Source organism: Mycobacterium sp. GA-1199 (genome assembly GCF_001500045.1).
In the GTDB taxonomy this organism is placed as follows: Bacteria; Actinomycetota; Actinomycetes; order Mycobacteriales; family Mycobacteriaceae; genus Mycobacterium.
Map to the genome: position 1 here is coordinate 1 of NZ_LQIX01000004.1, position 24,772 is coordinate 24,772.

Sequence of the window (24,772 nt, forward strand, 5' to 3'; positions counted from 1 at the left end):
GAACCGAAACTCCGAACGGACTCGGCATAGCGCAACTCCAATCACAACAGATGTTGCACTGACCGTATGAATCCGCGAACGAATTTCGTCGGTGGTTTCACAATCGGTGTCGAGCTAAGGCGTGTGGTGGTCGTAGGTGTCGTGCCAACTCCACCACTCGTAGGGCGGACCCTGCGGATAGCCCTCCGGCGAATCCTCCCAGGTCTCCTGCCGGCCGAGGGGCGTCACGTCGAGCAGATTCCAGGTGTTGACGAACGCCTCATCGCCGCGACCGTTGATGAAATAGGTGCGGTAGACACGGTTTTGGTCGCCGCGGATGAAGACGTTGGTGCCGTGCCAGTCCTTGACACCGAAATCTTGGTCGAAGTCGTCGGTGATGGTGTACCAGGGGATATGACGCCAGCCCATCTTGGTCTTCATGCGCTGCAGGTCGGGTTGTGTTGCCCGCGAGACGTATACGAGTGTGGTGTCGCGGGCGTTTAGATGGGCAAGGTTCGGCACGTGGTCAGCCATCAAGGAGCAGCCGACACAGCCGTGTTCGGGCCAGCCGGGGAGCCCGGGGACGTCGCCGTCGCCGGTTCCGGGTTCGATGAAAGCGCGGTACACGAGCAGCTGGCGACGGCCGTCGAACAGGTCGAGCAAGCTGACCTCGCCCTGGGGACCGTCGAAGGTGTAGGCATTGTCGACGGCCATCCACGGCATCCTGCGGCGTTGGGCCGCCAGGGCATCGCGGGCCCGCATGAGGTCCTTCTCCTTGACGAGCATCTCTTTCCAGGCCCTCGTCCACTCTTCCTCGGAGACGACCGGCGGCGTGTTCATCACCGTCATGACGCGGCCTCGAGTTCGCTCTTGAGGTTGGCCAGCTTCCACGGCCACCCACCGGAGATCAGGTCGCGCACAGTGCTTTCCGGCGGGAATTCGTCGTGTATGACGGTCAGCTTCACCTGGCCGTCCTCGACCGGTTCGATGTCGAAGGTGACCTTCGACCTCCGCTCGCTGGCCGCTTTTCTCACGACGTCCTCATCCAGTCCTAGCGTCGTCAGTTCGGGTACGAAGGTGTGGAAGGTGAACGTGAGCCGCCGATACGGCTCCGACTCGAGGATCACCTGCTCGGGGTCAGTGATCTCCAGACCGCTGCAGTCGGACCACACGTACTCCGAGCCTTTCTTGAAGTCCGACACCAACGCATGGCCCATGTACCGGTTGGAGAACGCCGGGTCGGTGATCGCCTGCCACAGCCGTTCGGGGGTGGTGCGGATATACGTGACGTAAACGAATTCACTGCTGCTCATCGGGTGGGTCTCCAATGCAGTCTTGAGGTCCGCGAGCGTCTGCACCCGCGCGCGGTCGTATTGGTGGATCCAGCGGTCGGCGATCGCGTTGATCGGTTCTGCGTTGAGGTAGTGCAACTTCTCCCGCCCCCGCCAAGCTGTGGTGATGAGGTTGGCCGCTTCGAGTACGGCGAGATGCTTGCTGACCGACTGGCGAGCCATCGACAGCCGCGAGCACAGATCGCGCAGGGTCTGCCCGTTGCGATCGTTGAGGCTGTCGAGGAGCAGGCGCCGATTCGGATCGGCCAGCGCCTTGAATACGTCGTCCATCCTGCCGCCTGGTTTATGCAGCCGTCTGGCTGCATGTTCGACAATAGGCAGCCGCACGGCTGCGTGTCAATGGTCAGCGCGGCTTCTCTTCGCCAAGCTGCGCTCAGGCCGAAGATCGGCGCCGAACTTCGCGCTTACCGCATGTTCGGCGTGTACCGAGGGCTAACCGGACTCGTTGAGTTCCTTGAAACGCTCCAGGGCGTGGTCGCGGTCCTCGAGATCGAAGGCCTCGATGTGCGTGACGTGATCCCCGTTCCAAAGGTTGATCAGCACGAACGGAACCTCGATCGCGAGGCCAGCGGTGGATGTTCCCCTGACCACCACATGAGTCGCGACGCCGATGGCCGAAACAGCCAGGATCTCTGCCGACTCGATCCGAAGGTCGGGTGCGAGCGACGCCAGCGTACTGATCGAAGCGATGTAGTCAGCGGTGTCGCTTCCGAGCTGCCGATGATTGATATAGCTAGCACCCGCGCACACAGCGGTAAGCGCACCCCAGTCATGGCGGTTGGTCATCTCGAGGTTTCTGCGATGTGCTTCGATGATGTCCGAATGCGCCACCTCCCCCGAAGCGATCCAGCGGGCGTCCAGTTCTCGCATCGCGGCGTCGAGGTCGTCGCTGTCGAAAATCACTGAGTGGCAGACCAATCCTTCCTCGGTGATTTCGGTAAGCGATAGATCGTCGACGGTGACAGGATGGCCGGGCGCGTGGGTGTCGCGGAACCAGTCACGGCACAGCGCCAAGCGCTGTCCGCGGATCGCGATCGGTTCGCTCCCCCAGCGCCAACCTTCGGGAGCTCCGGAGAGCATGCTGGGCACGAACTCCTCTCTGAGCAAACCCTCGCTGCGCAAGCCTTTGCGTAGATCGTCGTAACGTCCATCGGGGGCGATACGCGCGCGGAAACCGCCGAGGTCACGTTTGTTGAACGCATCGATCAACCGTGCCCGGGTGAGCGTTGCGTCGCTTTCGAGCCGATGCGCCGACCGATTGAGCTCGTCGAATCTGGTGAGTGCAGCGTCGAGGTCGGATTCGTCGAACATTTCGCAGCGACTGATCGCATCACCATCGATCGCGAGCAACGTGATCTCGCGCCATTCACCGTCGAAGCCGGCTTGGGACGACCCTTTCACGACCTGGGTGACTACCGCTCCGAGAGTGTCGAGCCGATGCACCATCTCGGCGTACGCGCGGATCTCAGGGACAACATCCCAAGTGGCATTGACGAAATCGATCTGCTCACCGGGTCCGAACGAGGTGCCGCCCCGCCGGTGGTCGATGTTCACCCAGTCCGGAGTGGTCCTGAATAACTCTCGTCGGTTGAAGGCAGCGTACCCGTCAGCGACTGCTGACCACGTGCGAGCGTGTGCGGCCGCTTCCCCGGCGAGGTAACGGGTTTCGAGCTCCGCGAAGGCAGCGTCGAGGTCGTCGCTATCGAAGTTGACGAAGTCGTGCATCAAGCCATCGTCGTTGATCTCGACGACTGCCAGATGTTCTATCGTGACTGGTTGGCTGTCATCGTCGGTGTCGCGATAGATCTGACGGGTGAGGGACAGTCGCGACCCTCTGATCGCGATATGGTCAAGGTTCAGCCGCCACGTCCGCGGCGCCTCGAAGAGCGCCTGTGCAGCCCGTCTGCGGTCTGACGGATCATGCAGAGCCTGCAGACCTTTTCGACGGTCATCGATTCGTCCGTCGGGCGAAGTGAGCGCGAGAAATCCATCGACGTCACGGCGATTGAAGGCGTCGGCGAGACGCTCCCGCATTCGGGTCGCGGCGTTCTTGATGCGCGGCGCACGCTGGCTGAGCTCGTCTAAGCGCGCGAACGCAGCGTCGAGGTTGTCCGCGTCGAACATTTCGAAGCGGTCGGGAGTGTTTCCACGGACCGTCACGACCGCTATCTCGTGGTATTCGGCATCGAACCCTTCTCGGGAGCTCCCCCTGACCAGTATGTCGACGACGGCCCCCAGTTCCTTCAGCCGATGCACAGTCGCTATGTGAGCCTTGATGTCCGGCACGAGGTCCCAAGCGGCACCCACGTTTGCGATCAGGTCACCCGACTGGATTGTGGCAAGCAACCGGTGATCGACCCAGGCGGGTTCCGCCGAAGGAATTTCCCTGCGATTGAAGGCAGCGTACGCCTCGGCGATCACCGACCATGTGTGCGCGTGCGCAGACCCTTCGCCGGCGACATAGCGGGTGTCGAGTGCCGCGAAGGCAGCGTCGATGTCGTCGGCATCGAAGTTGACGATGTCGGCAACGAGGTCATCATCGCCGACCTCCACTACGGTCAAGAGCTCTACGGTGATCGGTCGTTTAGTGTCCGCCACGTCGCGGTAGACCTGATGGATCAATGCGAGGCGTGAACCTCTGATTGCGATAACCTCCATGTCGGTCCGCCAGCTTTCGGGCACTTCGAACACTGCCTGTGCCGGCTTGGCGCGTACGACTCCAGAGTGATCGGTGCTCAAACCTTTTCGGCGGTCTTCCACTCGTCCGGCTGGCGCGACCAAGGCGAGGAATCTAGTCTTGTCGCGGCTGTTGAACGCATCGACTGCACGAGTCCAGATGGTCGTCGCGGTGTTTTTCAGGTGGTGTGTCGGCCGGCTGAGTTCATCGAACCTCGCGATGGCGGTGTCGATGTCGGTCTCGTCGAACAACTCACACCGCTCGATGGAGCCACTTGCGACAGTCAGTAGCTGGACGAATCGCCACTCGGCCTCGAAGCCGTCTTGCGATGAACCGCCCACGACCGATGTTACGAGCACCGCTCCATCAGTGAGACGATGCACGACTTCGATATGAGCGTTCAGGTCGGGTGTCACATCCCAGACGTCGGGATGCGCGGAGGTGGCAGAGGACGTGGATGCGAACGGTGTGCCGCGCCGGTGGTCGGTGTAGATCCAGTCGCGTTCGAACTGCTCTTGCCGATTGAGCGCGGCGTAGGCGCGTGTTACGACCGGCCAGGTTTGTCCGTGTGGCCTCGCCTCTCCCGCAGCGTATTTGGCGTCCAGCTCCGCGAACGCTTCGTTGAGGGCTTCAAGGTCGAAGACCGTATTCGAAACCAGCCGATTCGCGGCGTCCGTCTCGATGATCATGAGTGCCTCGGCGACGATCTCGCCGCGCGGTCCCCGACCTGCAGTGAAACGACTCCGGCATAACGCGAGGCGCTCGCCCCTGGTCGCGATGGCGGGCGACCCTGCGTTTTTGAAGCCGACCTCGCCAACCGACCGCATGTTTTCGATATGGATTGCCCGACCACGCCTCACGCCGGCGTTGACGACCTGGCGGCGATCGTAGGAGGCGAAGTTCTCGGCCATCGCTGCTTGTATGGCATCCCAGTCTTGCGCGTCGAAGCGCTCCCATAGATCCGCTAATGCGCGAGTGGCTGCGTTCTCCGGTCTTGTTAGGAAGCGCTGATCTACTTTCGTCGCAGTGTTTGTCAATATTGGGGCCGATGAACGGAGTTCTTCGAATCGAGCGAGGGCTGCGTCCAGGTCTGTTTCGTCGAACAGCTCGACTCGACTCAGAAGGTCACCGTCAAAGGTCGCGAGGGTGATGACGCGCCACTCGGCGTTGAAGCCGTCGCGTGAGTTGCCGGTCGCCACACGCGTGATGACAGCCCCAGAGTCGTTCAACTGATGCACCACCTCAATGTAGTTGGAGATGTCGGGCGCCAACTCCCATGAGGTGCGCACATAAGGGAACAGTTGGCCTGGCGCGATCGAGGTACCGCTCCGGTGATCGACGTTGACCCAGTCGGGCGTCGTGTCCGGCAGTTCGTGCCTATTGAACGCGGCGATGGCGTTCGCGAGCATCGTCCACGTGCGACCATGGTCCGCCGCCTCGCCGGCTCCGTACCGTGCGTCGAGCTCGGTGAGCGCGGCGTTCAGGTCCTCCATATCGAACACCACGGTCGATGTAATGAACGTCTTCCCCGCGTCCAGCTCGACGAGGTTCAGGACGTCACTGTGGAAACGTTCAGTGCGGACGCGGGCGAGGACGAGACGCTCACCGCGTGTCGCTACCAGGGCAGAGGCGACATCGTCGATTCCCACTTCGGCGACTGCCCGCATGTTGGCGACGAAAGCCTCACGGCCTTGGCGCAGCCCGTCGTTGACGATGCGTCTTCTGTCCTCGGCACGAACATCGGGTGCCAATAACTCCCCTGTCGCCGACCAGTCTCGCTTGGCGAAGCAGCTCCATAGGCGCTCGACCATCTGGTATGCGACGTTGACGGGTCGAGCTGGAGGGGTCAGTTCATCGAACCGAGCGAGCGCGGCGTCGAGGTCGCTGTCGTCGAATATCTCGCACCGGCAGATGAGGTCGCCTTGAATCATCACGAGATCGACCATCCGCCATTCGGCTTCAAATCCCTCTTGAGAGGTGCCGCTCACGACCTGCGTAAAAACTGCTCCGACATCATTGAGCCGGTCCACCCTTTTGATGTGGATCTTGGCATCGGGCGTGACATCCCAGGTAGCTTGCGAGCTTTCGAGCAATTCACCTGCTGGCATTGTGGTTACGCGGCGATGGTCGATATTCACCCAATCCGGTGTCGTGGGTGGAAGCTCATGACGGTCATATTGCTCGTAGCTCTTTAGGATGACCGACCATGTGCGCGCGTACGCGGCGGCTTCGCCAGCGAGGTAACGAGATTCCAGTTCTTGGAGTGCAGCGTCCATATCGGTGACATCGAACATGAGACACGTCGAAATCCGATTGGAAGCGTCGATCTCAACTATGCCGAGCACATCGTTGTGGTACCTGTTATCGCCGGTCGAGATGAGGAAGCGACCCATGGTCAGACGCTCGCCTCGTGTCGCAATCACGGTCGATGTGACGGTGGTGAAACCTACCTCGGCTACCGACTGCCAGTCGCCGATGTTGAGGGCGCGCCCGAATCGCAGACCGGCTCCCATCACAGGGCGGTGATCGACTGCCGCGACGTCGTCGGCCAGTATTTCTGCCATAGCATCCCAGTCGCGAGTGGCAAAGCACGTCTGAAAGCGTTCGACGGCTCGGCTCGCCGCGTTCTCGAGTTGCGTCGACCCACAGGTGAGTTCCTTGAAGTGGCCGAGCGCCGTCTCGAGGTCCATCTCATCGAACCACTCGTTACGGTTGACCAGTCCACAGTCAACTGTTGAAAGGCTGACGCCCCGCCACTCAGCCTGAAAGCCCTGCGGCGAAGCCCCTTTGCCGACGAACGACACGACCGCTCCACGGGCGTTCAGGCGGTGTACCACCTCGATGTAGGCGTAGAGTCCTGTGGTGCTGCTATGAGTAGCGCGGATATACGAGCCTAGTTCGCCAGGCGCAAATGCGACTGCACGCCGGTGATCGAGAGATATGCAATCTCGTGTGACCTCAGGAAGCTCGCCCCGGTTGACGGCGGCGAATGTTTCCAAGATGGCCGACCATGTCCGCGCGTACGCGGCCGCCTCGCCGGCGAGATAACGAGCGTCGAGTTCGCGGAAGGCGGCGTCGACGTCCTCCTCGTCGAAACAAGCCGTGACAGCGATTCGATCATCCGCGTCGATCTCAACGATGCCGAGCATCTGTGCGCTGATTTCACCAGGCGGTGTGTTGCTGTTGGTCGTCCGGACACGACTGAGCACGAGACGCTCGCCACGAGTTGCCAGGACCGTCGACGATACTCTCGCGCCACTGACCTCGGCGGTGGCTCGCATGTCCGCGATGTGCATGTCTCGGCCTTGGCGGACACCGGCATTCACGACTCGTCGTCGATCGTCTGTGATGACGTCTTTCGCCAGGGTCTCCGCCATCGTGGCCCAATCCCGCGCGTCGAACGATGCGCAATAGCGGTTTATAACGTCGCTCGCCGCGTTCTTCAAAGCCGATGGTCGTTCAAGCTCGTCGAATCGAGCGAGTGCGACGTCGAGATCGGCCTCATCGAAGACTTCTGACCGGTTGATACGGTCGCCGTCAACCGTGGACAGCCCGATCTCGCGCCATTCGGCGGTGAATCCCTCGCGAGACGTTCCTTTGATGACCCGGGTGACGACCGCTCCGATGTCGGTGAGCCGGTGCACGGCCTCGACGTAGATTCTGATGTCATGCTCGAGGACGTCCCAAGTCGCCTTCAAGAACGGCTCCAACTCATTCGGCGCGAACGACGTCACCCGGCGGTGGTCGACATTGACCCAATCGGCCGTCGTCGGCGGCAGTTCATGTCGAAGCACAGCGGCGTAGGCGCCTGCGATCACCGACCACGCGCGCGCGTGCGCGGATGCTTCGCCCGCGAGGTAACGGCTTTCGAGTTCGGCGTAAGCCGCATCGATGTCGTCAACGTCGAATACGATGCGGCTCGCAACTCGTTCGTCGGGTCCGAGTTCCAGGATGTCGATCGCGTCTCCGCGGAACCCTCCTTGTCCTTGCGAAGACCTGACAAAGCTCAGGACGAGGTGCTCGCCACGGATGGCAATCGTCTCTGATGTGACGTTCTCCGCTCCGACCTCGGCTAACGCCTTGAGTTCCGCGACCATCGCGTCCCGACCCTGTCGGCGGCCGGTATTGATTACGTGTCTGCGATCATCGCTCGAAAGGTCCTCGGCCAGCATCTCGGTGATGGCGTGCCAGTCTTCAGATGCGAAGCACACTTTGAATCGCTCGTACAGTCGGCTTGCCTTATTCTCCAGCCGCCTCCCTGCTCGGCCGAGTTCCTCGAATCGCGCGATGGCCGCCTCGAAGTCTTCTTCATCGAAGAGCTCACATCCGCTGGCCAGTGAGCCGTCGACGGTCGTCAGGTTGAGCATCCGCCATTCAGCCGGAAAGCCCTCGGGCGTTGTTCCGCGCGAGACTTGCGTGCAGAGTGCTCCATGATCGCCCAACCGGTGCACCTTCTCGACGTGGTTCTGGAGATCTGGCGTGATATCCCAGAGTGTCGCCACCACGATCCTGAGGTCCGCGTCGTTGAGTGGTGTTCCACGCCGGTGGTCAATGCTTCGCCAGTCTGGCGTTGCCGGGGGGACTTCGTGGCGAGCGAGGCAGGCGAAGATGCCCGCAACGACCGCCCACGTCTGCGCGTGACTCGCTGCTTCTCCCGCGATGTAACGAGCCTCGAGCTCCTCGAAGGCGCTGTTGATGGCGTCGCGATCGAACGTGACGAGCGACGCAATTCGTTGGTCGGTGTCGATCTCGATTAGCTGCAGCAGTTCGACGTTGAACGCGTCCGCCATCCCCTCGCCGACGTCGTACCGTACAGCCGTCAAGGCCAGTCGCTCGCCCCGAGTCGCAAGGACGGTTGATGTCGCATCCGGGTTGCCGAACTCGCTGACCGCCCGGAAACTCCCCACCACGGCGTCGCGACCATGCAAGTCGACACCGATCACCTGGCGTCGGTCATAGCCGTGGAAGTCGTCGGCCATTACCTCGGCCATCGTGGGCCAGTCTCGTGCCTTGAAGCACTCGTACAAGCGGTCGCTAACTCTTGTTGCCGCATTCTCGAGGCGATGGGCAGGGCGGCTGAGGCCTGCGAAGCGGGTGAGCGCGGTGTCGAGGTCCGTTTCGTCGAAGAGCTCGCAGCGGTCGATCAGTTCGCCGTCGACGGTCGAGAGAGTAATCTCTCGCCACTCCGCTTCAAAGCCTTCGCGCGACGCTGCTTTCGACGCATAAGTGACGACAGCTCCGAGCGAATTCAGGCGATGCACCGTCTCTACGTATGGACCTTCGTGTAGCTCCAGTTCCCGCCCGCCGCGGATATACGCCATCAGCTGTTCGGGTTCGAACGCTGCGCCTCGGCGCCAGTCGATGGTCACCGCATTGGGTGTCATTGCGGGGCGTTCGCGTTGACACACCGATGCGTACGCGCCTGCGATCACCGCCCATGTCCGTGCAAAGGGGGCAGCCTCACCCGCGACGTACCGAACCTCCAATTCGGCGATCGCAGAATGGAAGTCGTCGAGGTCGAATATCACCACTGCGCAGATCCGCTGATCCACGTCGATCTCGACAATGCTGAAGTCTTCCATGTGAAAACCATCTGGCTGCGCCTCGCTACCCGAGTACCGTGTACGAAGCATCGCCAGGCGGTTGCCGCGCAACGCGATCACAACAGAGCCGATGTCTCTCGCCCCCAGCTTTGCGCCCGCCTGCATGCTCGCGATGGTCGCCTCTCGGCCCCGACGGATCTCGGTATTCACCAACCGGCGACGATCATCGACAGATACGTCCTGCGTCATCAGCGCGCTCGCTGCCGCCCAATCGCGGTTCGCGAAATAGCCCTGCATGCGCTCGTGTATGCGAGTTGCTGAGTTCTCCAATCGCGTCGTCGGACGAATGAGTTGGTCGAATCGAATCAGCGCCGCGTCAACGTCGATTTCGTCGAAAAGCTCGTAGCGCGTGAGCTGTCCGCCTTCGATCATCAATAGATTGATCCCGCGCCACTCGGCTTCGAAGCCCTCTTGCGCGGTCCCATAGGACCGATGGGTCACGGCCACACCGCGTGCACTGAGCCGATGCACGACCTCGATGTACGTACGAAGTTTCGGCGTGAAATTTGTCTGCGTGAGTGCTGCTACCGTCAGGGAACCGGGTGCATATCGCGTGAGCCGTCGGTGGTCAGTGCTCGGACAGTTCATGGCATCGAATTCGTGTCGGTTGAATGCAGCCGTGAGGCCTGTGATCACCGACCAGGTCTGCGCGAACGTCGCCGCTTCGCCGTTGGCATAGCGAGCATCGAGTTCCGCGAAAGCCGCATCGACATCGTCGCAGTCGAAGTCGACTTTGGCCACCATTCTTCCATCCGTCCCGGCCTCGGTGAGCTCCAACGCTTCGACGCAGAAACCGGCGTGCTGAGGTCCATCTGCTTCGAAACGCATATAGCGGAGGCAGAGACGTTCGCCTCGGAGGGCGAGAGTTGTGTTTGTCACGGTGACACCGATGGCCGCGATTGCGCGAATTCCGTCGACCATGGTTGCGCGATCGTTGCTCTCACTGCGAACGCCTCGCCGCCGGTCGTCAAGCTGAGCATCCACCGTAAAGAGGGCATCGATTTCGTCCAGGCGGTTGGCGTTAAAGAGCGCTATCAGCCGGTCATCGGCTCTACTCGCAGAGTTTTCGAGTCCTGATGGCGTCTGCTGTCCTTCGTGCTGACCAACGTACAAATCGTCCAACTCCGCGAGCGCGGCGTCCATATCCTCGGCGTCGAACCACACCCTTCGAGCGATTCGCCCTTCATCGTCGAGCGCGTAGAGCTCGAGAATGTCTTCTTTCGCCGCGTCGGGGCCAAAATCCGGTCCACCTATGGTCAATCGACAAAGTGCCAGCCGCTCGCCCCGAACCGCGATGACACTGTGACGGTGTCGCACCGTATCGGAATCCGCGACGCGCTCAGCTAGACGCGGCCAATCCCCGACCGCCAAGTCTTCTTTCGTGAAGCCGACCATCCTCCGCCTGCTCTCGACGGTGACGTCCGGCGCGTACAGGCTCCGGTACTCTTCCCAAGCTTGGCGATCGGCTGCCGCCGCCATCCGGCGGATAATCCGCACGCACGCATTCTCGGGCTCGGCCCGTGAAACCTGATCGGCGGGCGTGGGCGGTTCCCTGCGTGCACCAAGGACTCGACGCGCCTTCTCCGCAAGCGCCGCAGCACCCTTCCGGTCGTATAGCGCGATCGCCTGTTCTGCGGCGGTTCGCATGCCCGCGGTGTCACCGGCGAGCCGCAACACCGTCGCCAACGCCAAGCAGGCATCACCGTGATCCACCAGGGCATCTGTCCCCGCCGCCAGGCTTACCGCCTCCTCGGCTACCTGCCTGGCTCGATCGTGAACACCGTCGCGCGCCAACAACTGGGCCCTGACCGTCCGCCACGCGATCGACGCCTTTGACCCGTGACCGGCGAGACGTTCACTCTCGCTACATAATTCGTCCGCCTCGGCATCCCGGTGCAAGACCAGATACGTCCGCGCCAGCAATGCCGCAGTGTCGGCGGTGTCAGTGTCCAGACCCATGCGCCGGAATCCCTCATAGGCCCGGCGCAGGTATGGCTCAGCGGCCGCCGCATCATCGGCGACCAACTCGATGATGCCCGCGAACTGATCCACCTCCAGCAGCGCGTGGCGCAGACCGAGTTCGGTCAGCGTCCGTCTCGCCGACTCGATCAGACGGCGGCCTTCGGCGGCCCGCCCCCGGAACGCATCCAGCACGGCCTGGCACCGTGTCGATGTCGCCTCCACAAGCGGTGAACCGGTCGTGATGCGCAGCAACCGCACCACATCCAGACACCGTCCACCGGCGCGAGGAACGGGATTGGGCCCCCACAACGCCGCCAACGGTGCCCCGGCAAGCACGGCGTTCACTCGGCCGTGCTCACGTGCCCGCCGTGCCGCGGTGAGTGCCTGGTCCAAAGCCGTTTCACAATCACCGATTCGGCCCAGACGCGCCAAACACCCGGCGCGGACGGTGTGCGCCTTGGCCTCCCCCGCCGCGTCGTCGAAAGCGGCCAACTGTTCGGCGGCCGCACCCACCGCGGATTCGATCTCGTCCAGCCGTTCAGGATCGGTGAGCATGGAGAGTTCGCCGTCGAAGCAGGTTCCCCAGGCACCGAGACGGCCGGAATCCTTTGCAACACCGCGCAATTGCGTCACCGCAACCTTCGCCGACGTCACATCGCCGGCTGCCAGCAGCGCCTCACAGTGGGCGATCAGCAATTCAGCCTGCAGATCATCGCGGTCGGGAAGCTCGTCGTCCAATTCCTCGAGCGCATGGAGCGCCCGGTCATAGAGATCGGCCGCGCCTTCATACGCCACCCGAGACATCGCCTGGTCGGCCGCACGCCGGCAGTATTCGACCGCCTTGGCCGCATTACCGGCCCACGCGCATTCGAAATAGTGGTGCGCCAATTCGGCCACGACCTCATCGTCGGCGCCCGATTCGGCTTCGAGCGTCACGGCGATGCGTTGATGCAACCGCATGCGCCGCACAGACGGAAGTTCGGCAAGCAGGGACTGTCGCACGAGGGCGTGGTTGAACCGGTAACGCCCGCCGGGCTCTTCGATGACGATGCCCGCCTTACCGGCCTCGTCGAACGCGTCCACCAGATCTTCGCCGACCACCTGCTCGACGAGCGTCAGCGCGAAGCGGCTGCCCACCACCGCTGCCGCCGCCAGCGCCTTGTTCGTCTCGGTCGCCAGTCGGGACAGCCTGCGGCTCACCGCTTCTCGAACGCCCTGCGGCAGTGTGCTCGGATCCCAGCGGCCTCCGCTTTCCTCCACGTGGCGCAGAGCCTCGATGAGGAAGAACGGGTTGCCACCCGTCACCGTCGCAAGCGCCCGGCCCAGTTCTTCGTCGTCGTAACCGGCCTCGGCGACATAGGCGGTGACGTCGCCCTCATCGAGGCCGCTGAGCTGCAGGCGGGTTGCGGTGCCGTCCCGATGGAGGTCGGCAAGCATGGCGGCCAGCGGGTGGGAGCGGTCGAGATCGGTGCTGCGGTACGTCCCGATGACCTGGACCCGAGCCTCGTCCCCGAAACGCAGCAGGTGCCGCAGCAACAACAGCGTCGGTTTGGCCGCCCAGTGAAGGTCGTCGAGAATCAGCACGACGGGAGCGGTCGCGGAGGCCGTACCCAGCAGAGCGACCACCGCGTCGAACATCGCGTAACGCTCGGTGTCCGGGTCGGCACGCGGCGGCACGGTCACGTCGGGCAGCGCATCGCCCAGTCCCGGCACCAACGGCAACAGCGACTCGACACCACGCACGCCGCGCAGCCGGTTGGAGTCGACGCACGACACCAGCGAGCGCAACGCCTCGGCGAATGGTTGGTAGGGCGCGCCGAGGTCCTCGTCGCAGCGGCCGTACAAGACGACGGCGCCCTGCTCGTACGCGTGACGCGACCATTCGCCGGCCAACCGCGTCTTACCCACGCCCGGTTCGCCGGCGATGAGCACAGCGCGCGTGCCGGCCGCCAGGGTCGACTGCCATGCCGACACGAGTCGCTCCAGTTCGCGACCGCGGCCCACGAACGGTCCCGGGCCTACCAGCACCGCGGGAAGTGCCGGCCGCTCCATCGGCGCATCAGCTGTGGGAAGGCTGGGGTCGTCCGCGGTCTCCATGCGCAGTTCGAATACGTGCTCCGGTCGAGGAAGATTGCGCAGCCGGCGGAGACCCAGGTCGGCGAGCACGACGTCGTCCGGAAGCGAGTCGATGACCAGTTCGGCGGTCGCGCCGGAACACAGGATCTGGCCACCCGTGGCCAGAGAGCGCAGTCGGGCCGCGCGGTTGACCGCCCGACCGAAGTAATCGCCGTCGCGAAACTCCACTTCTCCGGTGTGCAGGGCCACTCGGATCCGCATCGGCTCCGCGAGCCGCCAATCTTCGTGAGCGATGGCCCCCTGCAGTTCGATCGCCGCGGCGGCAGCCGCCGACGGCCGGTCGAACACGGAGAACGTCGCATCCCCTTCCCCGCGAGTCTTGATGAGCCGTCCGCCGCGCGACGTGACGAACTGTTCGACGATCTCGTCGTGGCGGGCGAGCGCCACCGCCATGGCGTCGGAGTCGGCCTCCCACGCCGCAGTCGACCCCTCGATATCGGTGAGCAGGAATGTGACGGCTCGTGTGACTGTCGAGAGCTGCTGTGACTGAGGCACTTCGAGCGCGGCATCCTGCGCGACGATCGCCGCCTCCAGTCTGCGCAACTCCGGTCCGGGATCGACACCCAGCTCCTCGGCCAATAGCGACCGCGCCCGCCGGTATGCACTCAGCGCCTCGCCCTGGCGTCCCGCCCGGTAGAGCGCGAGCATCAAGTGGCCCCAACGACGTTCGCGCAGAGGCGCTTCGGCGATCGCGGACTCGAGTTCCCCCACGATCTCCGCGGCGCGACCCGTCGCGAGCAGGGCGTCGGCCCGGTCCTCCACCAGCGCGGCGTGGCCTTCGAGCCAGCGTGTCTTCTCCGATGACCCGCGCGAGCTGTCCGGAAGCTCAGGAATGCCCCGCCACAGGGCGAGCGCCTGGTCGAACAGAGTCACCGCTCGGGTCGGGTCGGCCGCGGCGAGGGCCTTGCGCCCGAGTTTGGCGGCGCTCTTGTAGTGGATGGCGTCGATTTCGGTGGTGCTCAGGGTCCAGCCCGAGCCCTCCGTCAACACGAAGCCGTCTCCCAACGCGCGACGCAGCGACGAGATGTGGGTCTGTAACGCCTTGGTCGCGGTCCGCGGCGGGTCGTCTCCCCAGAGCAGCGCCACGAGGGCGGCGGCCGACACGACCGAACCGCCGTGCAGCCCGAGCATCGTGAGGATGGCCCGCGGCTTGGCACCGGGGATGGCGACCGGCAGCCCGTACTGCCGGACCTGGAGAGGTCCCAGAACCCCCAGTTCCACCTGTTGAAGCGTAGTCACATTGCCATCGTCAAAAAGGCGATTCAACATGCGGTCAAGAACCGGTAAAGGACCGCTGAGCTGGTTCTTTGCGCTCGCAATGAAACACGGGCGACCCGTGTGGCAGGCTCAGCTCGTGGACCTGCCGACACCGGATCCCGCCCTGCCCCATCTGGCCGATGTGGTGCCCTCAGTCCTGTCGGCGATGGGCGCCGGTGGATTCCAGAACTCCCTCGGGCTCGCCGATGACCTCGGCGGCGGCTGTGTCCTGCTGATCGACGGTTTGGGCGCCGAACTTCTCGACCGGTACGCCGTCGACGCACCGGCGATGGCATCGCTTCGGGGCAGGACGTTGACCGTCGGCTTCCCGTCGACCACCGCAGCGGGATTGGCGGCGGTCGGCACCGGCCGTCACTCCGGTGAGCACGGGTTCGTGGGCTACTCGTTCAAGGTGCCGGACACCGGCGTCATCAACGCCTTGCGATGGCGTCCGCACCCGTGGGGCCGGGATCTTCGCGGCACCGTCATTCCTGAACAGGTGCAGCCCCTGCCGACCACCTTCGAGCGGGCGACTTCGGCGGGTGTCGCCGTCAGCGTCATCTCCGGCGCCGAGTTCACCGGCTCCGGTCTCACCCGCGCCGTGCTTCGCGGCGGGCGCTACGTGGGCGTTCATGCGCTCGGCGACCTCGCGGCGGCGGTGCGGACCACCTTGTCCGACGGCGGATTCTGCTACGGGTACCACGCCGAACTCGACATGCTTGGGCACTTGTACGGCCCGGGGTCGACGCAATGGCGCATGCAGCTGCGCCAGATCGACACGCTCATCGAATCGGTGGTCGAGGCACTGCCGCCCGGCGGCCTGCTGGCCGTGGTGGCCGACCACGGGATGGTCGAGGTCTCCCCGAACGAGACCATCGACGTCGACGCCACTCCCGCACTGCTCGACGGTGTGGAGGCACTCGCCGGAGAGGCCCGGGCCCGACACGTCTATATAGAGGACGGTTCGCAAGCCGACGTGCTCGACTCATGGCGGTCCGTGCTGGGTGAGCGGGCGTGGGTGCTCTCGCGAGACGAGGCGATCGAGGCCGGCTGGTTCGGACCGCAGGTCAGCGACGAGGTCCGCCCCCGGATCGGCGATGTCGTGGCCGCCGCCCGCGGCACGGCGGCGATCGTCCGGCGCACCACCGAACCCCTGGAATCGTCGCTGATCGGACACCATGGATCACTCACCTTCGCTGAACAGACGGTTCCGTTACTGCTGGCGCTCGGCTGAGCCTCCGATGTAATCCGCGCTGTGGATGACAGATCGACTGGAGTTCAACGTGATTCAAATCCTGATGCGGCATTGTCACTGCAATTCGATTGCTAGACGGCCAAATTCAACCGGTGGTAATCGGTGTTGCTAAAGCGACGTCAAAAGCAAGATTTCACAATGCTATTCGTGAAGTAGGCAATAGAAACCGCAGGCTGTGAAGGCCATCACAGAATTTGGTGGCCTTGTCCGGAAACTTGTAGCGTCCGACCGCGTGTTTGCTATTGCCACGCTTTTGACGCTTGTAAACCAGGTGTCCGGCACGCCGTACGTCTCCGGCGGGGACTCCCCTGCCGGTACGGACTGCTCGGGCCTGGTGTCTTGGGTGACGAATGCAGCGACCGGTCGGCCCGTATACGGTGACCGGTTCAACACCGGAAACATCGAGAGCGCCCTGCTCGAGCGCGGGTTCCAGTACGGCGCCCAGCCCGGTGCGTTGGTGGTCGGCTGGAACAGCGGCCATACCGCGGCCACCCTGCCCGACGGCACGCCCGTCTCATCCGGTGAGGGCGGGGGCGTGAAGGTCGGTGGCGGCGGCGCCTACCAGGACCAGTTCACCAACCACATGTTCCTGCCCGTGCCCCCTGAGCAGCCGATGGTCCCGGGCGCCCCGGCCGCGCCGGTGGTGATGATGGCCGGGCACCAGCCCGCTCCGTTCGCACCCCCGCCGCCTCCGCCGCCGGGCGATCCGTTCGCACCCGCGCCGCCGCCTCCGGCCGATCCGTTCGCACCGCCGCCGCCGCCAGCTCCGGTGCCTCCGGCCTGACCGCGACCCGCGCCCGGATAGCCTCTGCGGCGTGATCGTGCTTCTGCCGCCCTCGGAGACCAAGCGGGTGGGCGGCGACGGGCCACCACTGCGCCTGGAGTCGCTCAGCTCGGCCGAGCTCGGGCCACTGCGCACCGAGCTGCTCGATGAGCTGGTGGAACTGGCCCGCGACCGGCCGGCATGTCGGCGCGCGCTTGGGCTCTCGGCCTCGCAGGACGCCGAGATCGATCGCAACGCCCAGTTGCGCGTCGCGCCGACGTTGCCGGCGATCAGCCGCTACACCGGTGTCCTCTACGACGCCCTGGACGTCGGATCGCTGAGCAGAGCCGCCGCATCGCGTGCACGGACGCGGCTGGCCGTCGGGTCTGCGCTGTTCGGACTGCTGCGCGCCGACGATCTGGTCCCTGCGTATCGACTCTCGGCGACGTCGAAGCTTCCCGGGCGCCCTTCCCTGGCGACGCGGTGGCGCCCCCTGCTGGAACCCGTCCTCGCCCGCTGGGCGGCCGACGAACTGGTCGTCGACCTGCGCTCGGGTTCGTACGCGGCGCTCGGCCGGGTGCCCAACGCGGTCCGGGTCGACGTCGTCGCCGAACACCCGGACGGGCGTCGCAGCGTGGTGACCCACTTCAACAAGGCGCACAAGGGGCGACTCGCCCGCGTACTGGCGAGCACGCGATCGGAACCGTCCAATGCGGCGGCGGTTGCCGCCGTGGCGCGGCGCGCGGGTATGCGGGTGGAACGTCGAGGAGCTGAGTTGACCGTCGTCGTCGCCTGAGCGACCGTCGTCAAATCTTGACGATCAGGTCGCTGGTGTAGAACTCCGCGGGATTCTGGGAGAACGCGTCCGGACGCGTGATCCACACCCATGCCCCCGTCGCTCCCGGTTCGATGCTGTCGGTGAGGGTGACGGTGCCGTGACCGACCCCGTCGGTCTGAAGCACGCCTGCGGCGACACCGGGGTCGGTGCCCAGGCAGGGCGCGGACGACGGTCGTGGAACCTGGATGAGGCGGACGTCGTAGCGCATGTTCGGAATAGCGGTGTCCATCGTGACATCCGCGGACAGATTCGAGCCGGACGTGCGGACGACGCTTGTGGCTCGCGCATACCCGGTCGGGCCGTTGTAGTCGGTCTCGCTGTAATCACAGCGTCGCGACACCTGGTTCATCGGGACGAAGGTGTCATTGGCCGACGCGATGCCGGCGGTCAGTAACCCGAGTGGCGCCGCGGTCGTGAGCGCGGCGGCCGAGGCCATCAGTCGGATCGATCGGCGCATGTCTTCGTCCCCGTTCCTCATCCGCGGTGCTGACCACGGGATTGACCGTCGTCGCTACCGTAAACCACCTGTCACCCGCACCGGAACGGTTCGCCGGGTGTTGAGCGCCACCGTCATCAGTCCCGGCACTCGACGACGTCGTAGGCGCCGTCTGCGGACCGCGCCCTGATCAACTTCTTGTCGAACTTTCCGACACTGGTCTTGGGCACCTCATCGATGAACGCCCAGCGTTCCGGCAGCCAGAACCGAGGCACATTGTCGCTCAGGTGTTTCCGCAACTCCTCCGGGGTGACGGAGGCACCGTCGTCGAGCACCACCGCCGCCAGCGGGCGCTCCTGCCAACGGTCGTCGGGCACCGCGACGACCGCCGCCTCGTACACGCCGGGGTGGTCCATGATCCGCAGTTCCAACTCCACCGACGAGATCCACTCCCCGCCGGACTTGATCACGTCCTTGGCGCGGTCGGTCAACGTGATGAAGCCCTGGGGATCGATTCTTCCGACGTCGCCGGTGCGCAGCCATCCCTCGTCGAACTTGCTCGGGTCGGCGTTGTGGTAGTAGGACCCGGTGATCCACGGACCGCGAATCTCTATCTCGCCCACGGCCTTCCCGTCACTGGGCAGCACCGCGCCCTGGTCGTCGACGATGCGGATTTCCACGCCGCACAGTGCGCGTCCCGCCGCGGCGCGCAACGTCCAGTGGTCGTCGCCGGTCACTTCCGGCGGTGGGATCGCGATCGCCGCGAGCGGGGAGGTCTCGGTCATCCCCCAGCCTTGGCGGATGACCACGCCGAAGCGCTCCTGGTACTCCTTCATCATCGCCAGCGGCACAGCCGATCCGCCGCAGCAGACCGTCCGCAGCGACGAGATGTCTCTGTCCGGGTTGGCGTGCAAGAAGTTGAGCACGTCGTTCCATATCGTCGGTACCGCCGCCGAGATGGTCGGGCGGTGACGCTCGATCATGTCGACCAGCGGGGCGGCCTGCAGGAACCGGTCGGGCAGCAGCAGATCCGCGCCCGCCATCACCGACGCATACGGCTGACCCCACGCATTGGCGTGAAACATCGGAACGACCGTCAACACCCGGTCACCGTCGGCCAGGCCGATGCCGTTGGCGGAGCAGACGGCCATCGAGTGCAGATACGTCGACCGGTGGCTGTAGACGACGCCCTTCGGGTTGCCCGTTGTGCCGCTGGTGTAACACATTGCGGCGGCACTCTTTTCGTCGAGATGCGGCCAGTCGTACTCGAGCGGCTGCCCGGCGAGGAGATCGTCGTAGCGAATCACCGTGCGGCCCGCGTCGGCGAGTTCGGAGATGTCACCGTCCCCCACCACGACCACAGTGTGCACCGTCGTCAGCTGCGGAAGTATCGGTGCGAACAACGCCACGAGCGACATGTCCACCAGCACAACGGAATCCTCGGCCTGGTTGGCGATGAATGCGACCTGGTCGCCTCCGAGGCGGATGTTGAGTGTGTGCAGCACCGCGCCCATGCACGGCGCGGCGAAGTAGGCCTCGAGATGTTCCTGGTTGTTCCACATGAACGTGGCGACCCGTTGGCCCTCGGTGACTCCGAGCGCACGCAGCCCGTTGGCGAGCTGGGCCACCCGGGTTCCGAGTTCGCCATAGCTGATCTCGCGCGATCCGTCGGGCGTCGCGGTGATCACCTTGCGGCCAGAGTGCCACCCCGTACCGTGGCGCAGGATCGTGGTCAGTGTCAGCGGAAAGTCCTGCATCGTGCTGTCCATCGGCATCTCCCGTGCGGCTGGCTCGATAGCGCCATGATGGTCGATGTCCTGGCATTTCGACGGGAAACCGCGCATCGCGTCGCTAGCATCTGCGGTCATGGTCCAACCGAGCTATCCACCGGCCTACCCGATGCCGCAGCCCCTGAAGCGGCCGGTGTCCGGCGCGGACATCGCGGCTTCGATAGTCGCCTTGGTGATGACCGCAGCGATGATCGTCGTCGGTGCGTTCTTCGGGCTGTTCTCCCTCGCATTCCTGGACCACTGCCCTCCCGAGAGTTGTAGCGAGGAGGGGGCGGTCGGTGCGGTCATCAACGCGCTGTTGATTGCCGCCGCCATCGGTGTGGCCGGCCTGATCGTCACCGTCGTGCAGCTGGTGCGGCGGGAGCGCGGCTGGCCGTTCGCGCTTGGCACTTTCGGGTTGTGTCTGGCCACGCTCATCGTCGGCGGCTTCTTCTACACCTTGGCGGTCGGCTGAAACACCCGAGCGCTCCGGCAGTTTGGCCTACGGTTGGTCGCGTGGAAGCACATCCGGCAAAAGCCCCCGGCCTGGTAGCGGTCGAGGCACTGCGCTCAGGGGACCCGATTGTCGATGTCAACGGCGGCGGTCAGCATTACACGGTGTTGGAGGCCAAAGACCTCGGTGAGGGGTGCGTCGTCCTCGAGCTGGAGTCCAAGGCCCACGACGAGCTGCGGGTGATCGAGATGACGTTCCCCGCCGGTTACCAGATGGAAAGAACGCCCCGCCGACTGCCGTAGAACGCCGTCGGCATCACCTCAGACAGGAGGCTGCGTGTTACGCGATATCCGGGAGTTGACAGATTCACCCGAGGAGTACGCCGAGGAGCTGCGGAGGCGATGGGGCGGGCTCCTGAGTTATCGCTACATCGGCCGCAGCTACGCGCAGATGGACCTCGTCGAGGAGGACAACACCGTCGCGGTGCGCCGAGATATGCGCGACGCGGCGGGTGGGCTGCTGTTCGCGGTGCTGGGCATCTCGGCGCCCGAGAGCGGCCACATGTCCGACTTGGAGGCGGTGCCGAACCCGGTCATCCATTCCTGCCAGATCCTCGACCCGGGCGTGGGCGTGGAACGCATCGAGGTGGTGTCCGAGGAGCTGCGGGTCGGCCGCCAAATGGGTTACAGCCGGGCCAAGATCGTCGACGCTGATCGCCCCGATCGGGCGCTCGCATTGATCGAGGGTCAGGGCGTCAGCATCGGCATCCCGCCCGAGGGCCTGGAACGTATGGAGGCCAATCCGCTCGAGATCGTCGACTCCCCCGACCTGCCGCCGCTGTGGCAGGTATTCGGTGGCCATCGCCGACCCGACGGCCGCTGGGCGCTGCCCGAACTGTCGGTCGAGGTCGCATCGCCCGATGCGGCCCTGCACGTCGGACCGCAGTTCGTCATCCTCGAGACCGCCGCGATCGACGCCGCGGCCGCCGCCGCGGGAACCGATCATCTCCACGGGGTGTCCTGCCATGTGATGTTCATGGCGCGCGGAAAGACCGGCCCATTCCGGGTGGACACCGAACCGGTGCGCGGGGCCCACGGCACCATCGCGGTCCGGGTGCTGATGCACGACGAGGGGGTCGACGACCGCGTCACCACCGCAGCCTCGTACGTGTTTCGGGCGGCCTAATCGGAATGAGAGTGCGGGCGACGTGCGACACTTCCGCCATGGTTGTCGCAATCGCCCGCCCCAAACTCGAGGGCAACGTCGCTGTCGGTGAAGACCGACGCATCGGGTTCGCCGAGTTCGGCGACCCGCAGGGCCGCGCCATCTTCTGGCTGCACGGCACCCCCGGTGCCCGTCGACAGATCCCGATGGAAGCGCGTATCTACGCCGAGAAGGCGAACATCCGCCTGATCGGCCTCGACCGGCCCGGCATCGGCTCCTCGACCCCGCATCGATACGAGCGGGTCGTCGATTTCGCCGACGATCTCCGCACCATCGCCGACACCCTGGGCATCGACAAAATGGCCGTCGTCGGCCTGTCCGGTGGCGGCCCGTACACGCTCGGGTGCGCGGCCGCGATGCCCGACCGTGTGGTGGTGGCGGGCGTGATCGGCGGTGTTGCCCCGACCGTCGGTCCCGACGCGATCCCCGGTGGGCTGATGGGCAACCTCGGCACACGCGTCGCGCCGCTGCTGCAGTACGCGGGAGTTCCGATCGGGCTGCTGGCCTCGGCCCTGATCCGGTTCATCAAGCCGGTCGCATCTCCGGTCACAGACCTCTACGGGCGCGTGTCGCCCGAAGCGGACCGCCGGCTGCTGGCCCGGCCGGAGATCAAGGCGATGTTCCTCGACGATCTGCTCAACGGCAGCCGCAAGCAGTTGGCGGCCCCGTTCTCCGACATCGTGGTGTTCGCCCGCGACTGGGGTTTCCGGCTCGACGAGATCACGGTGCCGATCCGGTGGTGGCACGGCGACGCCGACCACATCGTCCCGTTCCGGCACGGTGAGCACGTCGTGTCGATACTCCGCGACGCCGAGCTGTACCCGATGCCCGGCGAGAGCCACCTCGCCGGCCTTGGCCGCGCCGAGGAGATCCTGCAGACGATGCTGAAGGTATGGGACGAACAGCAGACCCAGCGTCGCTGACCGCAGGGGCTCTCGGCGTCAGTTCAGCGCTTCAGCCAGCCGGACACCGTGGACAGGTCCCGGGTGTAGGCCATCAGGATGTCGTCGTGGTACAGCGCGCCGCCGCTGATGGCGTCATCGCCCTGCCAGATCACGTGGATACGCACCGGGCTGCGCGTGTAGTAGTCGGTACGGTCCGCGTCCCTGCGGTGCCATCCGGCCTCTACGGCGCGTTCAGACATCTGCTCGCGCGCGTTCTCCGCCATCGGTGCTCCTCCTGTGTCGGACCCGTAGGTTAGCCGATCCGCATGGCACCGCTGCAGCAGGCTGCGGACGCGCATTTCAGCTCAGCGCCCGTCGCAGCAGGTGCATGGCCACGGTGGTGGACCGCTCGCGGATGTCGGCGCGGTCACCGGGCATCCGCATCGATCTGGTCACCGTGGTACCGTCGGCCAGTTTCAAGCTGAAACACACCGTGCCCACAGGCTTTTCGGCTGTGCCGCCGCCGGGCCCGGCGATGCCGGTGATCGCGACGGCGGTGTCCGCGCCGAACCGGTTCAGCGCTCCGTCGGCCATTGCTTCGGCGACGGGTTCGGAAACCGCGCCATGTGTTTCGATCAGGGTGGGGTCGACACCGAGCAGACCGGACTTGGCGTCGTTCGCGTAGGCCACCACCGCGCCCGCGACGTACGCCGACGACCCCGCGAGGTCGGTCAACCGCGCGGCCAGCAGACCGCCGGTGCACGACTCCGCGGTCGCGATGCGACGCCCCCTCAGCAGCCGCGCGACCTGCTCGTCGACGCGGGAGCCGTCCTCTGAGAACAGCGCATCGCCGTGGCGATCGCGCAGCAGCGCCATTAGCTCGGCGTAGGTCTGTGCGGCGTCCGGCTCGTAGCGGGTGACAATCTCGAGTTCACCGCGACGAAGACAGGTGGTGATCTCGAGCCGTCCGAAGCCGTCGACCTCTCGTTCGGCGTGGCGCAGCGTGTCGGCGAGCCCGGACTCGGGAACACCGAACATCCGCACCATCTCCTGGCGATACACCGTGCGGTCGGCGATCGCCTTCTGCACCGGCGCGGTTTGCAACGCCAGCGGCCACATCGGCTGCAACTCCCGTGGCGGGCCGGGCAGTACGACGACCGTCGGCGTGCCGGGAACCACCACACCCGGCGCGGTGCCCACCGGGTCGATGACATCGGCGCCTTCGGGGATCAGGGCCTGCTTGCGGTTGGCCACCCGGATCGCCTCGGCGTCGACGTCGGGGAAGCGCGCCATCAGCCGCGACACGATGTCGGCGATCTTCTCCTCGAGTCTGTGGTCCAACACCAACTTTCGGCCGCTGAACCGAGCCACCGTCTCGACGGTCATATCGTCGGCGGTGGGCCCAAGGCCGCCAGTCGTGATGATGAGGTCGACATCCTCGTCGGCCAGGAAGCGCAGCTGCGCCTCGATGTCGTCGCGTCGGTCGCCGCACATCGTGATGTGGGCCAGTTCGACGCCCAACTCCAGCAGTCGGTCGGCCAGCCAGGGCCCGTTGAGGTCTTGGATCCGGCCGGTGAGGACTTCCGTACCGGTGACGACGATGCCCGCGCGTGCGCTCACAAGCTACGACATTACGCACCCGACATCGCGCCGGCGCACAGCGGTAATGTCATTACCCATGACCGCACCCAAGTCGCTTCGCGAGTTGTTCGACCAACTCGGCTTGACGGAGGTGCCCTCGCCCGACGGCACCGTGACGATGGAGATGCCCGTCGACGAGCGGACCACTAACACCGCGGGCGGTTTGCAGGGCGGCTTGATCGCGACGATGGCCGACGTGACCGCGGGCCAGCTCGCCTCGCGAGCCACCCCGTTCGGCCACGCCATCGCCACCACGGACCTGTTCATCCGCTATCTGAGGCCCATCAAGATCGGGCCGGCGCGGGCGGTCGCGCGCATCCTGCGCACCGGTAAACGCTCCGTGGTCGTCCAGGTCGACATCTACCGCGGCAACGACGACGAGGTCGGAGCGACAGCGACGGTGAACTTCGCCGCCGTCGACTGACCTAGACCCTCGTGTAGCCCCACCCAGGCGTAGACCCACCCCTGGCGTACTCACCCCTCGCGGCCGAGTGTGGGGTTATGTCACGCTCGCGCCGCGAAAGACGTGCGGGTAACCCACG

Annotated in this window: 15 protein-coding genes; 8 read left to right on the forward strand and 7 right to left on the reverse strand. The window is 65.1% G+C overall.

Going from position 1 to position 24,772, the window contains the following annotated elements:
* Positions 1-114: 114 nt before the first annotated feature.
* The 3 genes from AU198_RS04455 to AU198_RS04465 all read right to left on the reverse strand — a co-directional run bounded on the left by AU198_RS04455 (position 115) and on the right by AU198_RS04465 (position 14,978).
* Positions 115-819, reverse strand: a complete 705-nt coding sequence (locus AU198_RS04455) for a DUF899 domain-containing protein (RefSeq protein WP_064346407.1) — start codon at positions 817-819, stop codon at positions 115-117.
* Between the two features lie 5 nt (positions 820-824).
* Positions 825-1,601 carry an ArsR/SmtB family transcription factor gene (locus AU198_RS04460; protein WP_064346303.1) on the reverse strand — a complete coding sequence of 259 codons (777 nt, stop codon included), beginning with the start codon at positions 1,599-1,601 and terminating at the stop codon, positions 825-827.
* Between the two features lie 162 nt (positions 1,602-1,763).
* A complete protein-coding gene (locus tag AU198_RS04465) occupies positions 1,764-14,978 on the reverse strand; it encodes a BTAD domain-containing putative transcriptional regulator (protein WP_082690868.1) in 13,215 nt (4,404 codons plus the stop codon).
* A gap of 85 nt (positions 14,979-15,063) precedes the next feature.
* Between AU198_RS04465 and AU198_RS04470 the strand changes: the two genes are divergently transcribed.
* The 3 genes from AU198_RS04470 (at position 15,064) to yaaA (ending at position 17,780) form a co-directional block, all read left to right on the forward strand.
* Positions 15,064-16,200, forward strand: coding sequence for an alkaline phosphatase family protein (locus tag AU198_RS04470; RefSeq protein WP_064346408.1), 1,137 nt, complete (start codon positions 15,064-15,066; stop codon positions 16,198-16,200).
* A 253-nt stretch (positions 16,201-16,453) separates the two neighbouring features.
* Positions 16,454-17,005 carry an NlpC/P60 family protein gene (locus tag AU198_RS04475; RefSeq protein ID WP_064346305.1) on the forward strand — a complete coding sequence of 184 codons (552 nt, stop codon included), beginning with the start codon at positions 16,454-16,456 and terminating at the stop codon, positions 17,003-17,005.
* A gap of 31 nt (positions 17,006-17,036) precedes the next feature.
* On the forward strand, positions 17,037-17,780 hold the full coding sequence (yaaA, locus tag AU198_RS04480) for a peroxide stress protein YaaA (RefSeq protein WP_064346306.1): 744 nt from the start codon (positions 17,037-17,039) through the stop codon (positions 17,778-17,780).
* A 10-nt stretch (positions 17,781-17,790) separates the two neighbouring features.
* Here the strand turns inward: yaaA and AU198_RS04485 are convergent, their stop codons facing one another.
* Complete coding sequence (locus AU198_RS04485; protein ID WP_231744569.1) at positions 17,791-18,279, reverse strand: hypothetical protein; 489 nt, start codon at positions 18,277-18,279, stop codon at positions 17,791-17,793.
* A gap of 116 nt (positions 18,280-18,395) precedes the next feature.
* Positions 18,396-20,027 (reverse strand): fatty acid--CoA ligase, encoded by a 1,632-nt coding sequence (locus tag AU198_RS04490; RefSeq protein ID WP_064346409.1) that lies wholly within the window; start codon positions 20,025-20,027, stop codon positions 18,396-18,398.
* Between the two features lie 97 nt (positions 20,028-20,124).
* On the opposite strand from AU198_RS04490, the gene AU198_RS04495 reads away from it, so the two are divergent.
* Genes AU198_RS04495 through AU198_RS04510 form a run of 4 tightly spaced genes read left to right on the forward strand, consistent with a single transcriptional unit; the run spans position 20,125 to position 22,628 of the window.
* On the forward strand, positions 20,125-20,502 hold the full coding sequence (locus tag AU198_RS04495) for a hypothetical protein (protein WP_082690871.1): 378 nt from the start codon (positions 20,125-20,127) through the stop codon (positions 20,500-20,502).
* A gap of 41 nt (positions 20,503-20,543) precedes the next feature.
* A complete protein-coding gene (locus tag AU198_RS04500; protein WP_064346308.1) occupies positions 20,544-20,783 on the forward strand; it encodes a hypothetical protein in 240 nt (79 codons plus the stop codon).
* 34 nt (positions 20,784-20,817) lie between these two features.
* On the forward strand, positions 20,818-21,666 hold the full coding sequence (locus AU198_RS04505; RefSeq protein WP_064346309.1) for a hypothetical protein: 849 nt from the start codon (positions 20,818-20,820) through the stop codon (positions 21,664-21,666).
* A 38-nt stretch (positions 21,667-21,704) separates the two neighbouring features.
* A complete protein-coding gene (locus AU198_RS04510; RefSeq protein ID WP_064346310.1) occupies positions 21,705-22,628 on the forward strand; it encodes an alpha/beta fold hydrolase in 924 nt (307 codons plus the stop codon).
* Between the two features lie 23 nt (positions 22,629-22,651).
* Here AU198_RS04510 and AU198_RS04515 read toward each other — a convergent pair whose 3' ends face one another.
* Both AU198_RS04515 and AU198_RS04520 read right to left on the reverse strand, forming a co-directional pair.
* Complete coding sequence (locus AU198_RS04515; protein WP_064346311.1) at positions 22,652-22,873, reverse strand: hypothetical protein; 222 nt, start codon at positions 22,871-22,873, stop codon at positions 22,652-22,654.
* Between the two features lie 76 nt (positions 22,874-22,949).
* Complete coding sequence (locus AU198_RS04520) at positions 22,950-24,209, reverse strand: competence/damage-inducible protein A (RefSeq protein WP_064346312.1); 1,260 nt, start codon at positions 24,207-24,209, stop codon at positions 22,950-22,952.
* Between the two features lie 58 nt (positions 24,210-24,267).
* On the opposite strand from AU198_RS04520, the gene AU198_RS04525 reads away from it, so the two are divergent.
* Positions 24,268-24,654: a PaaI family thioesterase gene (locus tag AU198_RS04525; protein WP_064346313.1), complete on the forward strand. Its 387-nt coding sequence runs from the start codon at positions 24,268-24,270 to the stop codon at positions 24,652-24,654.
* The last annotated feature ends 118 nt before the right edge of the window (positions 24,655-24,772 follow it).